At 64.6% G+C, this 12,860-nt stretch carries 13 protein-coding genes; 9 read left to right on the forward strand and 4 right to left on the reverse strand.

Annotated elements, in window-relative coordinates; genetic code table 11:
* Window positions 1-2: 2 nt before the first annotated feature.
* Genes PHP91_RS07740 through PHP91_RS07755 form a run of 4 tightly spaced genes read right to left on the reverse strand, consistent with a single transcriptional unit; the run spans window position 3 to window position 4,398 of the window.
* Window positions 3-1,100, reverse strand: coding sequence for a glutamine amidotransferase family protein (locus tag PHP91_RS07740; RefSeq protein WP_300139268.1), 1,098 nt, complete (start codon window positions 1,098-1,100; stop codon window positions 3-5).
* A gap of 12 nt (window positions 1,101-1,112) precedes the next feature.
* Window positions 1,113-2,399, reverse strand: coding sequence for an FAD-dependent oxidoreductase (locus PHP91_RS07745; RefSeq protein ID WP_300139270.1), 1,287 nt, complete (start codon window positions 2,397-2,399; stop codon window positions 1,113-1,115).
* Between the two features lie 10 nt (window positions 2,400-2,409).
* A complete protein-coding gene (locus tag PHP91_RS07750; protein WP_300139272.1) occupies window positions 2,410-2,859 on the reverse strand; it encodes a 4Fe-4S dicluster domain-containing protein in 450 nt (149 codons plus the stop codon).
* 12 nt (window positions 2,860-2,871) lie between these two features.
* Complete coding sequence (locus PHP91_RS07755; RefSeq protein ID WP_300139273.1) at window positions 2,872-4,398, reverse strand: glutamate synthase-related protein; 1,527 nt, start codon at window positions 4,396-4,398, stop codon at window positions 2,872-2,874.
* A 540-nt stretch (window positions 4,399-4,938) separates the two neighbouring features.
* Between PHP91_RS07755 and PHP91_RS17285 the strand changes: the two genes are divergently transcribed.
* From PHP91_RS17285 to PHP91_RS07795, 9 genes are all read left to right on the forward strand, one after another.
* The gene (locus PHP91_RS17285; RefSeq protein WP_366141550.1) at window positions 4,939-5,070 is read left to right on the forward strand and encodes a symporter small accessory protein; all 132 of its coding nucleotides are present in this window, start codon (window positions 4,939-4,941) and stop codon (window positions 5,068-5,070) included.
* A complete protein-coding gene (locus PHP91_RS07760) occupies window positions 5,071-6,678 on the forward strand; it encodes a sodium:solute symporter family protein (protein ID WP_300139274.1) in 1,608 nt (535 codons plus the stop codon). It begins immediately after the preceding gene.
* A gap of 134 nt (window positions 6,679-6,812) precedes the next feature.
* A complete protein-coding gene (gene dut / locus PHP91_RS07765) occupies window positions 6,813-7,271 on the forward strand; it encodes a dUTP diphosphatase (RefSeq protein ID WP_300139276.1) in 459 nt (152 codons plus the stop codon).
* Between the two features lie 17 nt (window positions 7,272-7,288).
* Window positions 7,289-8,491 (forward strand): aspartate aminotransferase family protein, encoded by a 1,203-nt coding sequence (locus PHP91_RS07770; RefSeq protein WP_300139278.1) that lies wholly within the window; start codon window positions 7,289-7,291, stop codon window positions 8,489-8,491.
* Between the two features lie 56 nt (window positions 8,492-8,547).
* Entirely contained in the window at window positions 8,548-8,757 is a 210-nt protein-coding gene (locus tag PHP91_RS07775) for a hypothetical protein (protein WP_300139280.1), read from the forward strand.
* Window positions 8,758-8,835: 78 nt separating this feature from the next.
* Window positions 8,836-9,699 carry a 50S ribosomal protein L11 methyltransferase gene (gene prmA, locus PHP91_RS07780; RefSeq protein WP_300139282.1) on the forward strand — a complete coding sequence of 288 codons (864 nt, stop codon included), beginning with the start codon at window positions 8,836-8,838 and terminating at the stop codon, window positions 9,697-9,699.
* Between the two features lie 2 nt (window positions 9,700-9,701).
* Window positions 9,702-10,355, forward strand: coding sequence for an endonuclease III domain-containing protein (locus tag PHP91_RS07785; RefSeq protein WP_300139284.1), 654 nt, complete (start codon window positions 9,702-9,704; stop codon window positions 10,353-10,355).
* Between the two features lie 6 nt (window positions 10,356-10,361).
* On the forward strand, window positions 10,362-11,501 hold the full coding sequence (locus PHP91_RS07790) for a peptidoglycan DD-metalloendopeptidase family protein (protein WP_300139286.1): 1,140 nt from the start codon (window positions 10,362-10,364) through the stop codon (window positions 11,499-11,501).
* 48 nt (window positions 11,502-11,549) lie between these two features.
* Window positions 11,550-12,845 carry a S41 family peptidase gene (locus tag PHP91_RS07795; protein WP_300139287.1) on the forward strand — a complete coding sequence of 432 codons (1,296 nt, stop codon included), beginning with the start codon at window positions 11,550-11,552 and terminating at the stop codon, window positions 12,843-12,845.
* Window positions 12,846-12,860 lie beyond the last annotated feature (15 nt).

Consider the following 12,860-nt stretch of genomic DNA (forward strand, 5'->3'; position numbering starts at 1 on the left):
CATCAACCCTCCAGGTCCACGATCACGGGTTCGCCCGCCTTGGGCATCCAGACACGGTCGAGCTCGGGGCAGACATCGCGCACCGCCGATTCCTCGCTGGACATGAAGACCATGTCGTCCTTCTCGGCCACCAGCAGCGGCCGCAGCTTGATGCGGTCGTTCAGGCCCATGAGCCGGTTGTTGTCCGCCACCAGGATGGCGAAGGGGCCGTTGAGCAGGCCCGAGCCGTAGGTGGCGCGCAACGTGGTGTAGAGCTCGCGGTCGTTCTCGTCCATCCGCGCGATCTCGTCCCAGAAAGGCGGGGCGAAGCACTTGGCGGCCATCTCCCAGGAGAGGCCGTGCTTGCGGATCAGCAGGTCGAGCTCGTAGGCCACGACCTCGGTGTCGGTCATCATGGTGCACAGGTAGTCGTGCTCGCACAGCCAGCGCCGGTTGATGCCGTAGGAGGAGATTTCGCCGTTGTGGACGATGGACCAGTTGAGGATGGTGAAGGGGTGCGCCCCGCCCCACCAGCCGGGCGTGTTGGTAGGGAACCGGTTATGGCCGGTCCAGATGTACGCCTTGTATTCGTCCAGGCGGAAGAATTCCGCGATGTCCTCGGGGAAGCCGACGCCCTTGAAGGCGCCCATGTTCTTGCCGCTCGAAACGACAAAGGCGCCGGGGATGTTGGTGTTGATCTTCATGACCACGGAGACCACGTAATCCTCCTCGCCCTGCTCCCCGAATTCGTTGACCGGCCGCTCGGGCACGGTGACGAAGTAGCGGATGAAGGTGGGCGGATTGGGGATGGCCAGGGTCCGCCGGGTGGGGATGGGCTCGAAGTGGTGCAGGTCGAAGTAGGCGCGCAGCACCTTCTCGGTCTTCTCGATGGCCGCTTCCTCGTCGTACATCATGTGGAAGCAGTAATGGTCCGCGTGCTCGGGGTAGATGCCGTAGGCCGCAAAGCCGCCGCCCAGGCCGTTGCCCCGGTCGTGCATGCAGGTCATGGCCGCGATGGGCATCGCGCCGCCGATGAGGCCGCGCTTCTTGTGGATGACTCCGAAGATGCCGCAGCCGGAGATGTCCTTTTGGAAATCGTAATATCTTTCAGGCGCTTTCATCTAAGTCCTCTCTTAATCCTGTTCCACCACGCCGGGGTTCCAGGTCTCCTTGAAGAAATCGTCGGGCCACATGAGCACGTCCGGCGCACCGGCCAGAATCTGCTTCTTGGCCTCCTCGGGGACCGCCATCTGGAACTTGACGAAGGCGGTGTACATGCCCGCCATCTCGATGTCGCCCACCAGGACGTAGCCCACCAGCCGGTCGTTGTGGAAGACCAGCTTGCGGTAGCTCTTCTTCTTGGCGTCCAGGGAGGCGGCGATCTCGTAGGACTTGTCGCCCTCGGGCGGGTTGACCGTGCCCACGGAGATGGTCGGCAGCCCATAGAAGGAGATGGAGTTCATGGACAGGGAGCCGGTGAACGGGACGTCCTTGCCGGCCATGTTCTTGCCCGCGCAGAACCCCTGGTTGTAGGCGTTGGTCCAGATGGGGATGACCCGGTCCTCGCCGAAGAGCAAGTCGCGCGCCTGGGCCACGTCCCCCGCGGCGTAGACGCCGTCCGCGCTGGCGCGCATGTGGTCGTCCACCTGGATGCCGCGATCCACGGCGATGCCCGCGTCCTTGGCCAGGGTGTAGTTGGGCACCACGCCGATGGCGATGACCACCACGTCGCACTGGAGGAAGTCGCCGTCGGTCAGGTGCACGCCCTTGAGGGCGCCCTCCTTGTCGCGCTGAATCTCCTTGGCCGAGACGCCGCAGCGGACGTTCAGGCCCACCTCGTCGAGCCGGGCCCCGGCCAGGGTGGCCGCGTTCTCGTCAAAGGCCAGGCTCAGGATGCGCGGGGAGAGCTCCAGGATGGTCACGTCCACGCCCCGGTCGAACAGGGACTCGCCCGCTTTGAGGCCGATGAGCCCGCCGCCGATGACCACGGCCCGCTTGATCTCGCCCGCCTTGGCGATAAGGGTCTGGGCATGGGCCAGGTTGGTGAAGTTGTACACGTCCGGGCCGTCCGCGCCGGGGATGGGCGGGGTGAAGGGAATGCCGCCCGTGGCGATGAGCAGGTTCTCGTAGCCGATGACCTCGCCCTTGTCCGTGGTCACGGACTTGGCCGAGGTGTCGATGGAGGCCACGGTGGTGCCGAGCTTCAGGCCCACCCGGGATTTCTCGTAGAACTCCAGGGGGCGCAGGGAGAGCCGGTCCGGGGTGATCTTGCCCGCCAGCAGGTAGGAGATGAGCGGGCGGCCGTAGGCCGGGGCGTCCTCGGAACCGATGACCAGGATGGGGCTTTCGGTATCCACCTTGCGGATGCCCTCGATGGCCCCGATGGAGGCGATGCCGTTGCCGATGATGACGTATTTCATGGTCTTCCCCCTAGTCGCGCTCTTCGAATTTCAGGGCCTGGTTGGGACAGGCGGCCACGCAGGCCGGTCCGCCCTCCCTGCCCTCGCACAGGTCGCACTTGACGATCTTGTTCTCCATGGGGTGTCTGCGGATGGCGCCGTAGGGACAGGCCATGAGGCAGGACCAGCAGCCCACGCACTTTTCGCGCTCGTAGACCGTGCGGCCCGTCTCCGGGTCCTTGTGCAGCGCGCCGGAGATGCAGGCGGCCACGCACGACGGGTCGTCGCAGTGGCGGCAACTGACGGCCACGCAGGTGTCCCCCTTCTCGAAGACCCGCTTGCACGGGGAGAGGCCGGTCTGGCCCCGCTCCTCGCGATAGGCGATGATCACGTCCTTGGACTTCGAGTGGGCGGTGATGCAGGCCAGCTCGCAGAGATGGCAGCCGATGCAGTATTCCTTGTCCGGATAGACTCTTTTCATATGGTCCTCCGTCTAGCGCCCGGCGTGCTTGATGCCGAGAATGTCGAGTTCGGTGTCCGAGAGCCCCACGCCGCGCAGCTTGTCGCGGTTGCCGCGCAGGGATTCGATGGAGTTGAGGCCCATGCCGCCGAGCATCTCCTCGATCTCATGGCCCCAGGCCCGGATGAGATTGGCCAGCTTTTTGGCCGCGATGTCCGGGTTCTGGCGTTTGGACAGCTTGGTGTCGTTGGTGGCGATGCCCCAGGGACACTTGCCGGTGTAGCAGCGGCCGCACAGGGTGCAGCCCACGGCGATGAGAGTGGCCGTGCCGAGGTAGACGGCGTCCGCGCCCAGCGCGATGGCCTTGATGACGTCGCCGGAGCAGCGGATGCCGCCCGAGGCCACGATGGAGACGTTGTTGCGGATGCCCTCGTCGCGCAGCCGCTGGTCCACCTGGGCCAGGGCCAGCTCGATGGGAATGCCGACGTTGTCGCGGATCATGGCCGGGGCCGCGCCCGTGCCGCCGCGCATGCCGTCGATGGCGATGATGTCCGCGCCCGCCCGGGCGATGCCCGAGGCGATGGCCGAGACGTTGTGCACTGCCGCGATCTTGACCGAGACGGGCACCTTGTATTCCGAGGCCTCCTTCAGCGCGTAAATGAGCTGGAGCAGGTCCTCGATGGAGTAGATGTCATGGTGCGGGGCCGGGGAAATGGCGTCGGACCCGAGGGGGACCATGCGCGTTTCCGAGACCTTGGCGTTGATCTTGGCGCCGGGCAGGTGGCCGCCGATGCCGGGCTTGGCGCCCTGCCCCACCTTGATTTCGATGCCCGCGCCCGCCTTGAGGTAGTCGAGGTGCACGCCGAAACGGCCCGAGGCCACCTGGACGATGGTGTTCCTGCCGTATTTGTAGAGGGACTTGTGCAGCCCGCCCTCGCCGGTGTTGTAGACGATGCCGGTCTCGGTGGCCGCGCGGGCCATGGCCCGGTGCAGGTTGAAATTGATGGCCCCGAAGCTCATGGCCGCGAACATCATGGGATAGTTCAGCTCGATCTGCGGGGTGAGCTTGGTCTTGAGCGAGGGTTTGCCGTCCTTGCCGGTGACGATCTCGACCCTCTTGGGCTTGGCGCCCAGAAAGGTCTTGAGCTCCATGGGCTCGCGCAGCGGGTCGATGGAGGGATTGGTCACCTGGCTGGCGTCGAGCAGCATGCGGTCCCAGTAGACCGGGATGTCCACCGGGGAGCCCATGCCCGCCAGGAGCACGCCGCCGGTGTCCGCCTGCTTGTAGATGTTCTGCAGAAACACGGGCCGCCAGAGACTGTTGGTGCGGAAGTCGGACGGCTTCTTGCGGATGTTCAGGGCCGCCGTGGGACACAGGGCCTCGCAGCGGTGGCAGCCGATGCACTTGGAATTGTCGTGCATGACCTTCTGCCGCGCCTCGTCCCAGAAATGGGCCTCGTAAGAACACTGGCGGACGCAGACCTGACAGTTGATGCACAGGTCCTTGTCCCGGTCGATGCAGAACTCGTGATAGTTCTTGTTGATGGGTTGAAACAGCAAGACGGGTACCCTCTTTCGGTTTGGTTGCCAAAAAAGTCATCTTTCCGGCACGATGACTTGAGCGGCCTCTTTCTCGTTTCACAAATCGGGCAATGCGCCGATCGTAAAGGGGAGCCACAAAAACACAAGTCTCGCCGAACTGTCAAGAAAAGTTTTAATAGCTTGAATTTAAAAGATAAATTGTCGCAACTTCCTGCACTTCTCCGCCCTTTCACGTCCGGCGGCGGCCTTCGTCCGCAAGACGGCGGTAGGCGAAGGAGTCCGGCCGGGCCCGACTGGCGGACCTTTGCGCGGCGCTCCTTGACATTTTGATCAATCCCGCCTAATCGGTCAGTAATGCATACCAACCTGAACCGCTTCCGCTGCTTCTTTTTCGGCTTTCGCTTCTTTAGAAGCGCCTGCGGTCTTGGGGTGTGCGTGTAACCGGCAAGGAAGGATTCACGACAGCAACAGGGGCCGCGGGCATACAGCCGGCGGCCCTTTTCTATTGTCCGGCCGCCGGAGTCCCCGGTCCGCAAACAGGAAAGGGGCACCGAGATGATGTTGGGGTTTGGAAGCGTTGAGATAGCGCTGGCCTTCTGGCTCAGCCTGGCGGCGACGGCGCTGTGCGTCGTTTACGGAATTGTGAACTGGAACAAAGGCGGCAACAAGTGGCCAGGGGGGGATGCATAGATGGAAGGCAAGATCCTCGGCGTTCTCCTCTACCTGGGCGTGGTTTTCTACCTGGGCTACAAGGCGTGGAGGAACACCCGCCAGTCCACGGACTACATGCTGGCCGGACGGCGGATGAACCCGTTCATCCTGGCCATGTCCTATGGCGCGACCTTCGTGTCCACCTCGGCCATCATCGGTTTCGGCGGCGTGTCCGGCATGTTCGGCATGTCCCTGCTCTGGCTGACCTTCCTGACCATCTTCGTCGGCATCTTTGTGGCCATGGTCTTTTTCGGCAAGCGGACGAGACGCATGGGACTGGCGCTCGACGCCCATACCTTTCCCGAGCTGCTGGGGCGGCGCTATCACTCCAAGTTCATCCAGCAATTCTCCGGGGTGGTCATCTTCGTCTTCATCCCGGTCTACGCGGCGGCCGTGCTCATCGGCATCTGCCGGATGCTCGAAGTCGCCTTCCCGATCATCAGCTACGGCGCGTGGCTGCTCATCGTCACCGGCATCGTGGCCCTGTACGTGGTCACGGGCGGGCTCAAGGCGGTCATGTACACCGACGCCTTCCAAGGTTCCATCATGGCCCTGATGATGCTCATCCTCATCGTCACCACCTACTCCCTGCTCGGCGGCGTCACCGAGGCCCACCAGGCCCTGACCGACATGATCAACCTGGCGCCCGAGAAGCTCGTCAAGGGCGGCATGACCGGCTGGACCGCCGGCCCCAGGCTCGGGTCGCCCATCGGCCTGACCATCTATACAACTATTATCTACGGCGTGGGCATCGGCGTCCTGGCCCAGCCGCAACTGGCCATCCGGTTCATGACCGTTCCCTCGGACCGGGAGCTGAACCGGGCCGTGGCCATCGGCGGCGTGTTCATCCTGCTGATGACCGGCGTGGCCTTCGTCACCGGCGCGCTTTCAAACGTGGTCTTCCACCAGCAGTTCGGCAAGATAGCCATCGCCATGGCGGGCGGCAACTTCGACAAGATCATCCCCATCTACATCGACAAGGTCATGCCGGGCTGGTTCTCCGGCCTGTTCCTGGTGGCCATGTTCGCGGCCGCCATGTCCACCATGAGCTCCCAGTACCACGTGGGCGGAACATCGCTTTCGCGCGACTTCCTGGAGCAGCACGTGGTCGTCGGCAACAGCGGCTCGTCCATGAAGCTGAACCGGCTGGGCGTGACCGTGGCGGTCATCGCCACCCTGGTCTGGGCCTGGCTGCTGCCCGGCGGGGTCATCGCCAGGGCCACGGCCTTCTTCTTCGGCCTGTGCGCCGCTTCCTTCCTGCCCATCTACGTGCTCGGGCTCTACTGGAAGGGCATGACAAAGGCCGGGGCCAAGATATCCATGGTCGGCGGGTTCGCCTTCTCCATGTTCTGGCTCCTGTTCGTGCACGTCAAGGAGGCCGAATACATCGGCCTGTGCCAGGCCCTGACCGGCAAGGCCACCCTGGCGGCGGCCGCCGCGCCCGGCTCCTGGCTCTGGCTGATGCAGTGGGTGGACCCCAACGTGGTCGCCCTGCCCGTTTCCCTGTGCCTGGCCGTGGGCGCGTCCCTGGCCACCCGGCGCATGGAGCAGCGTCATCTCGACCTCTGCTGGGAGGGGCTGTGCTGATCCCGTCGCCATAGGACGACACCATCGAGCGCCGCGCCCTTCAGGGGAAGCGGCGCTCCCTTTTTTATATGTTTGACAGCGTTGTTGTTAGGCTCCATAACCAACCCATTCAACGCATATACCAGGTGGAACGAATGAGAAAAATCGACGTGAACGTGAAGTACCTGCACGAGGTCGCCAGGGAAAACGGCCTCGCTTACGCCACCGAGCATTCGGCCGGGCTCGACCTGCGCGCCTGCCTCGACGCCGAGGAGCTGGAGATCGGCCCAGGCGAAAAGGCCGCCGTCCCGACGGGCGTGGCCATCGAGATCCGCGAGGAGAGCGTGGCCGGTTTTGTCTTTTCCCGCAGCGGCCTGGGCACCAAGGATGGCCTGACGGTCAGCCAGGGCGTGGGCGTCATCGACCCGGACTACCGGGGCGAGATCAAGGTCTCCCTGCTCAACACCTCCGGCGAGGTGCGACGAATCCGGCGTGGGCAGCGGATTGCCCAACTGGTCTTCATGCCCGTCTTCCAGGGCGTCCTCCACGCGACGGACGAACTGGGAACCACCGACCGGGGGGCCGGAGGATTCGGCTCCACCGGAAAACAATAAGTTCAAAGAGAATGACAATGAGCAATAAATTCGAAGCGATAAAAGAACGGACCGGCAACCTTCTCTGCAACACCTACGGCCGGTATCCCCTGGCCGTCTCCCGGGCCAAAGGGTGCAGGCTCTACGACCTGGACGGCGAGGAATACCTGGATTTCCTGGCGGGCATCGCCGTGTGCAGTCTGGGCCACGGCCGGGACGACCTGGCCGACGTCATGGCCGAGCAGGCGCGCAAGATGGTCCATCTCAGCAACCTTTTCTACCAGGAACCGCAGCTCGACCTGGCAGAGAAGCTCTTGTCCACCTGCGCGGCGGGCAAGGTATTCTTCGCCAACTCCGGGGCCGAGGCCAACGAGGGGGCCATCAAGCTGGCCCGGCGCTACATGCGCAAGGTCCGGGGCGAGGACCGGTACGAGGTCATCACCCTTGACCACTCCTTCCACGGCCGGACCCTGGCCACCCTGACGGCCACCGGTCAGTACGGGCCCATCAAGGACGGCTTCGATCCCCTGCCGCAGGGGTTCGTCACCGTGCCCTTCGGCAACGTCAACGCCCTGCGGGGCGCCATCGGCGCCAACACCGCCGCCATCATGATCGAGATGGTCCAGGGCGAGGGCGGCGTGCGCCCCCTGTCCCAGGACTACGTGAACGACATCGTGGCCCTGTGCAAGGAGAACGGCCTGCTGCTGATCGTGGACGAGGTCCAGACCGGCGTCTGCCGGACCGGGCGGTTCTGGGCGCACCAGCACTACGGCATCACCCCGGACATCTTCACCTCGGCCAAGGCCCTGGCCAACGGCCTGCCCATGGGCGCGGTGCTCTGCACCGACGAGGCGGCCAAGGGATTCGAGCCCGGTTCCCACGCCTCCACCTTCGGCGGCGGGTGCGTGGTCTCGGCCGTGGCCGCCAAGGTCATCGACATCATGGTCTCCGAACACATGGCCGAGCGGGCCGCCGAAATGGGGGCCTTCGCCGCCTCCGAGGCGGAGAAGCTGCGGCTCAAGCACCCGGACAAGATTGCTGGGGCGCGCGGCCTCGGCCTGCTCTTCGGCATCGAGCTGAGCTGCGACGGCAAGGCGGTCTGGAGCGGACTGCTGGCCAACAAGGTGGTCTGCAACCTGACCCAGGGCAAGATCCTGCGGCTGGTTCCGCCCCTGGTCGTCGAGAAGGCGGACATCCTGGTCTTCATGGCCGTCCTCGACAAGGTCCTGACGGCGCTGTAGCCCATTCCTTGACCCGTCCGGGCCAAAGAGGGTACACGGGAGACGGAGGTCCAGCCATGAGCGACATCACGGCAACCGAACCCATCAGCGAGTACGCCCCGGACCGGTACGAACGGGCCAGGCGCGACATCGAACCCGCTCCCGAGCGCCTGGAGCGGGTGCAGGCCCCGGTCGTCAAGGCAGAGGCCGCGCAGCAGGATCAGAAGACCACGGTGCAGGGCTTCGCCTACACCGGCAAGGGAGCCTTCATCGACGGCGTGTTTTAGCGCCGCAACATCGCCATAACCGAGGGCCGGGAAACAGTTTCCCGGCCCTCTCATATCCAAAAGAGAGCAGACGACCGCATGTCCACCCTTCTGAAGATCGAGTTCAACGTTCCCGAGACCGAGGCCGACGCGGCCGGGGTCTTCATCGCCGCCCGCGCCCCCCACGGGTGGGAGGAGACGCCCCGAGGCGACCAGCGCCACTTCACCCTCTACCTGGAGGACCATCCCCTGGGCATGGAGATGGTGCGCGAGTTCGAGGCCCGGTTCCCCGCGGGCGAGGTCGCCCACAGCGAGCAGGAGTCCGAGAACTGGGCCATGGCCTGGAAGGATTTCTTCATCCCGGTCAATTGCGGCGAAACCTTCACCATCGTGCCGCCGTGGCTGCAGGACCAGTGCGCCGACGGCCACACCTGCATCACCATCGAGCCCAAGATGGCCTTCGGCACCGGCCACCATCCCACCACCTCGCTCTGCCTCCAGGTCATCGCCGACCTGATGAAAAAGGGCCGGATCAAGGCGGGCGGGGCATTCCTCGACCTTGGCACCGGCTCGGGCATCCTGGCCATCGGCCTGTGCAAGCTCGGCCTGACCGGCCTGGCCGTGGACATCGATCCCCAGGCCGTGGTCTGCGCGCGCGAGAACGTGGCGGCCAACGGGGTGGCCGACGCCGTCACCCTGACCGTGGGCACCGTGGACAGCCTGGACGAGTCCGTCCAGTTCGACACCGTGGTGGCCAACATCCTCTCCGGCCCGCTCATCGAGATCGCCCACTTGCTGGCCCCGCGCGTCCGCGAGGGAGGCAACCTCATCCTCTCCGGCATCCTGGCCGACCGCCAGGCCGACGCCGTGGCCGGGGCTTACGTGCGCCAGGGGCTGGACGAGCCCGAGCGCCGCATCGACGGCGAATGGGCGGCCCTGATCTGGGAAAACGTCGGGGCGTAGCCGTGCGCACGGCCGACACGCTGCTCGCCATGTTCGAGGCCATGCGCGCCGCCCTGGGGCCGAGCGACTGGTGGCCGGGGGAGACGCCCTTCGAGATCGCCGTTGGCGCCATCCTGACCCAGAACACCAACTGGGGGAACGTGGAGAAGGCCATCGGCAACCTCAAGTCGCGCGGCCTGCTCGACGCCGAGGCCATGTACGGGCTGCCCCCGTCCGAGCTGGCCGAGCTGATCCGTCCGGCGGGCTATTACAACATCAAGACCAAGCGGCTGCGCAACTTCCTGGCCTTTCTCGGCGAGGAGGCGGACTTCGACATCACGACTCTCAGGGAATGGCCGCTGCATTCCCTGCGGCCCAGGGTGCTCGGCATCAGCGGCATCGGCCCGGAGACGGCGGACGCCATCCTGCTCTATGCCCTGGAACAGCCCACCTTCGTGGTGGACGCCTACACCTTCCGCATGCTCGGCCGCCACGGCCTGGCGGACGAAGATATGGACTATCACGCCCTGCGGGCGGTTTTCATGGACGCCCTGCCCGAAGATGTGGCACTCTACAACGAGTACCATGCGCTCCTCGTGCGCGTGGGCAAGGACTGGTGCAAGAAAAAGGCGGGACTGTGCGAGAGCTGCCCGCTTGGACCCTTTCTGGATACCTAGAGCCCGATGCGACTCGCGTTGATCCTCCTTTTGGCCGCCCTCCTCTGTCCGGCCGCCCTCTCGGCCCAGGAGCCGTCCGAGGCTGCGCCCGACAGCTCGGCTGAAGCCGTGCCCGAGGCCCTGCACGAATCCCTTCAGAAGGAGCACCGGCGCGCGGACGAAAAGCAGATGGAGGTCCGGGAGCTGACCCGCAAGGCCGGGGACATCTCCACCCGCCTTTCGGACATCGAGGACGACATCCGCACTCTGCGCGGCCGCATCAACGCCCAGGAAAAGGTCCTGGGCGAAATCCGGGAGAGCGAGCACAAGGCCCGCCAGGACCACTTCGCCCTGGAAAAGGAGAAGCAGCGTATCGCCCTGGAGCTTTCCGGCCTGATGCGGACCCTGTGGCCCGTGCATCTCCAGAACATCCGGGCCCGGTTCAAGGGCGTGGACAGTTGGGACATGTTCGACCGTCGCTTCAACTGGCTCTCCGACATCTACGAGGCCACCCGCGGCAAGCTGGACGAGGCCCGGGACAACTCCCGACGCATCGCCCAGAACCTGGAGCGGCAGCGGCTCCTGGAGCACGAGGCCGAGCAGCAGCTCGACGAGATCAACCAGAACAAGGACCGGCTTCTCGGCAACAAGTACGCCCTGCGCAAGAACCTCAAGAAAATCAGAAGGCAACGCGAGGGCCTCGAAGGCGAGCTGAACGATATCCTGGCGACCATCCAGGAGCTCAAGTACCAGTTGCAGTCGCAGAAGACCAAACGCTTCGCCCTGTACCAGCGCATGCTCCCGTGGCCGGTCAAGGGACGGCTGGTGTCCGGCTTCAACCCCTCGTCGCAGCCCCCGGCGCGCGGCCTGGGCATCGGCACGGCGGCGAACGCCCAGGTCCAGTCCATCTTCTGGGGCAAGGTGGTGCACAACGACACCCTTCGCGGCTTCGGCCACGTGGTCATCGTGTATCACGGATTCGATTATTACAGCCTCTACGCCTACTTGTCGCAAGCCTTCGTCCGCAACGGACAGGAGGTGGAAAAGGACGAACCCCTTGGCGTGGTCGGCTATTATCCCAAGGCCGACGGGCCCGGACTGTATTTTGAATTGCGTTTTCACCAAAAACCAATTAATCCGAAACTCTGGTTGACTTCACTGCCCTAGGGCGGCGAGCCGGCCTACCCAACCGACGCCGAATTACGGGAGGCTTTCATGCGGATTGCGCTTTGGTTTGCCACGTTCATCCTTCTCTTCACCCTCACGGTTGCTCCCGGCCCGACAATGGCCGCCAAGAACGACCACTTCGAGGCCCTCAAGCGTTTCTCCCAGGTCCTCGACATGGTGGAGACCTATTACGTCAAGCCCGTGACCCGCAAGGAGCTGATCGACAATTCCATCAAGGGGATGATCGAGCAGCTCGACCCGCACTCCTCCTACCTCACTCCCGAGGACTACAAGGAGATGCAGGTGGACACCTCCGGCAAGTTCAGCGGCATCGGCATTGAAATCAGCCTGGACCAGGGACGGCTGACCTGCGTCACTCCCATCGAGGACACCCCGGCCGACAAGGCGGGCATGCTCGCGGGCGACCTGATCCTGGAAATCGACGGCGAGTCCACCCAGGACATGAGCCTCATGGACGCGGTCAAGCGCATCCGGGGCAAGAAGGGCACCACCGTCAAGCTGATGATCCTGCACAAGGACTCCAACAAGCCGCAGGAAATCGCCATCGTCCGGGGCACCATCCCCATCGTCAGCGTCAAGTCCATGTCCCTGGAGGACGGCTATCTCTATGTGCGGCTGACCAAGTTCCACGAGTCAACCACCAAGAACATGCGCGAGAAGATCGCGGAATACCGGAAGAGCCACGAGCTCAAGGGCATCGTCCTCGACCTGCGCAACAACCCCGGCGGCCTGCTCGGCCAGGCCGTTTCCGTGGCCGACACCTTCATCGACGAAGGAACCATCGTCTACATCCAGGGCAAGGACAAGGCCAACCGCAAGGACTTCTTCGCCTCCCGCACCGCCGAGGAGGTCACCGTGCCCCTGGTGGTGCTGATCAACGCGGGCTCCGCTTCCGCCTCCGAGATCGTGGCGGGCGCCCTGCAGGATCACAATCGCGGCCTGATCGTGGGCGAGCGTTCCTTCGGCAAGGGGTCGGTCCAGACCATCGTGCCCATGGCCGACGGCTCGGCCATCAAGCTGACCACCGCCCTCTACTACACGCCCAAGGGCCGCTCCATCCAGGCGCTGGGCATCGAGCCCGACCTTCGAATTCCCTTCGTGGCCCCGCCCAAGGATGACGACATGGAGATGCGCGACCGATTCATCGTTCGCGAGAAGGACCTGAACCGCCATCTGGAAAACGGCAACAAGGGCAGGAGCGACAAGAGCGAAGGCGAGAACGAGGACGCCGAACTGGCCAAGGACCGCCTGGCGCGCGACAACCAGTTGCGCATGGCCCTGGAGCTGGTCAAGAGCCTGCCCAAGCTCAGGGAAATCAACTAGCGGAGACGACGACTT

The organism is Pseudodesulfovibrio sp., from assembly GCF_028692895.1.
GTDB lineage: Bacteria > Desulfobacterota > Desulfovibrionia > Desulfovibrionales > Desulfovibrionaceae > Pseudodesulfovibrio.

What these genes read in the sequence shown, in the direction of transcription:
- PHP91_RS07740 (WP_300139268.1), bottom strand. Translation starts at nt 1,100, where the DNA reads ATGAAAGCGCCTGAAAGATATTACGATTTCCAAAAGGACATCTCCGGC.
- PHP91_RS07745 (WP_300139270.1), bottom strand. Translation starts at nt 2,399, where the DNA reads ATGAAATACGTCATCATCGGCAACGGCATCGCCTCCATCGGGGCCATC.
- PHP91_RS07750 (WP_300139272.1), bottom strand. Translation starts at nt 2,859, where the DNA reads ATGAAAAGAGTCTATCCGGACAAGGAATACTGCATCGGCTGCCATCTC.
- PHP91_RS17285 (WP_366141550.1), top strand. Translation starts at nt 4,939, where the DNA reads ATGTTGGGGTTTGGAAGCGTTGAGATAGCGCTGGCCTTCTGGCTCAGC.
- PHP91_RS07760 (WP_300139274.1), top strand. Translation starts at nt 5,071, where the DNA reads ATGGAAGGCAAGATCCTCGGCGTTCTCCTCTACCTGGGCGTGGTTTTC.
- dut (WP_300139276.1), top strand. Translation starts at nt 6,813, where the DNA reads ATGAGAAAAATCGACGTGAACGTGAAGTACCTGCACGAGGTCGCCAGG.
- PHP91_RS07770 (WP_300139278.1), top strand. Translation starts at nt 7,289, where the DNA reads ATGAGCAATAAATTCGAAGCGATAAAAGAACGGACCGGCAACCTTCTC.
- PHP91_RS07775 (WP_300139280.1), top strand. Translation starts at nt 8,548, where the DNA reads ATGAGCGACATCACGGCAACCGAACCCATCAGCGAGTACGCCCCGGAC.
- prmA (WP_300139282.1), top strand. Translation starts at nt 8,836, where the DNA reads ATGTCCACCCTTCTGAAGATCGAGTTCAACGTTCCCGAGACCGAGGCC.
- PHP91_RS07790 (WP_300139286.1), top strand. Translation starts at nt 10,362, where the DNA reads ATGCGACTCGCGTTGATCCTCCTTTTGGCCGCCCTCCTCTGTCCGGCC.
- PHP91_RS07795 (WP_300139287.1), top strand. Translation starts at nt 11,550, where the DNA reads ATGCGGATTGCGCTTTGGTTTGCCACGTTCATCCTTCTCTTCACCCTC.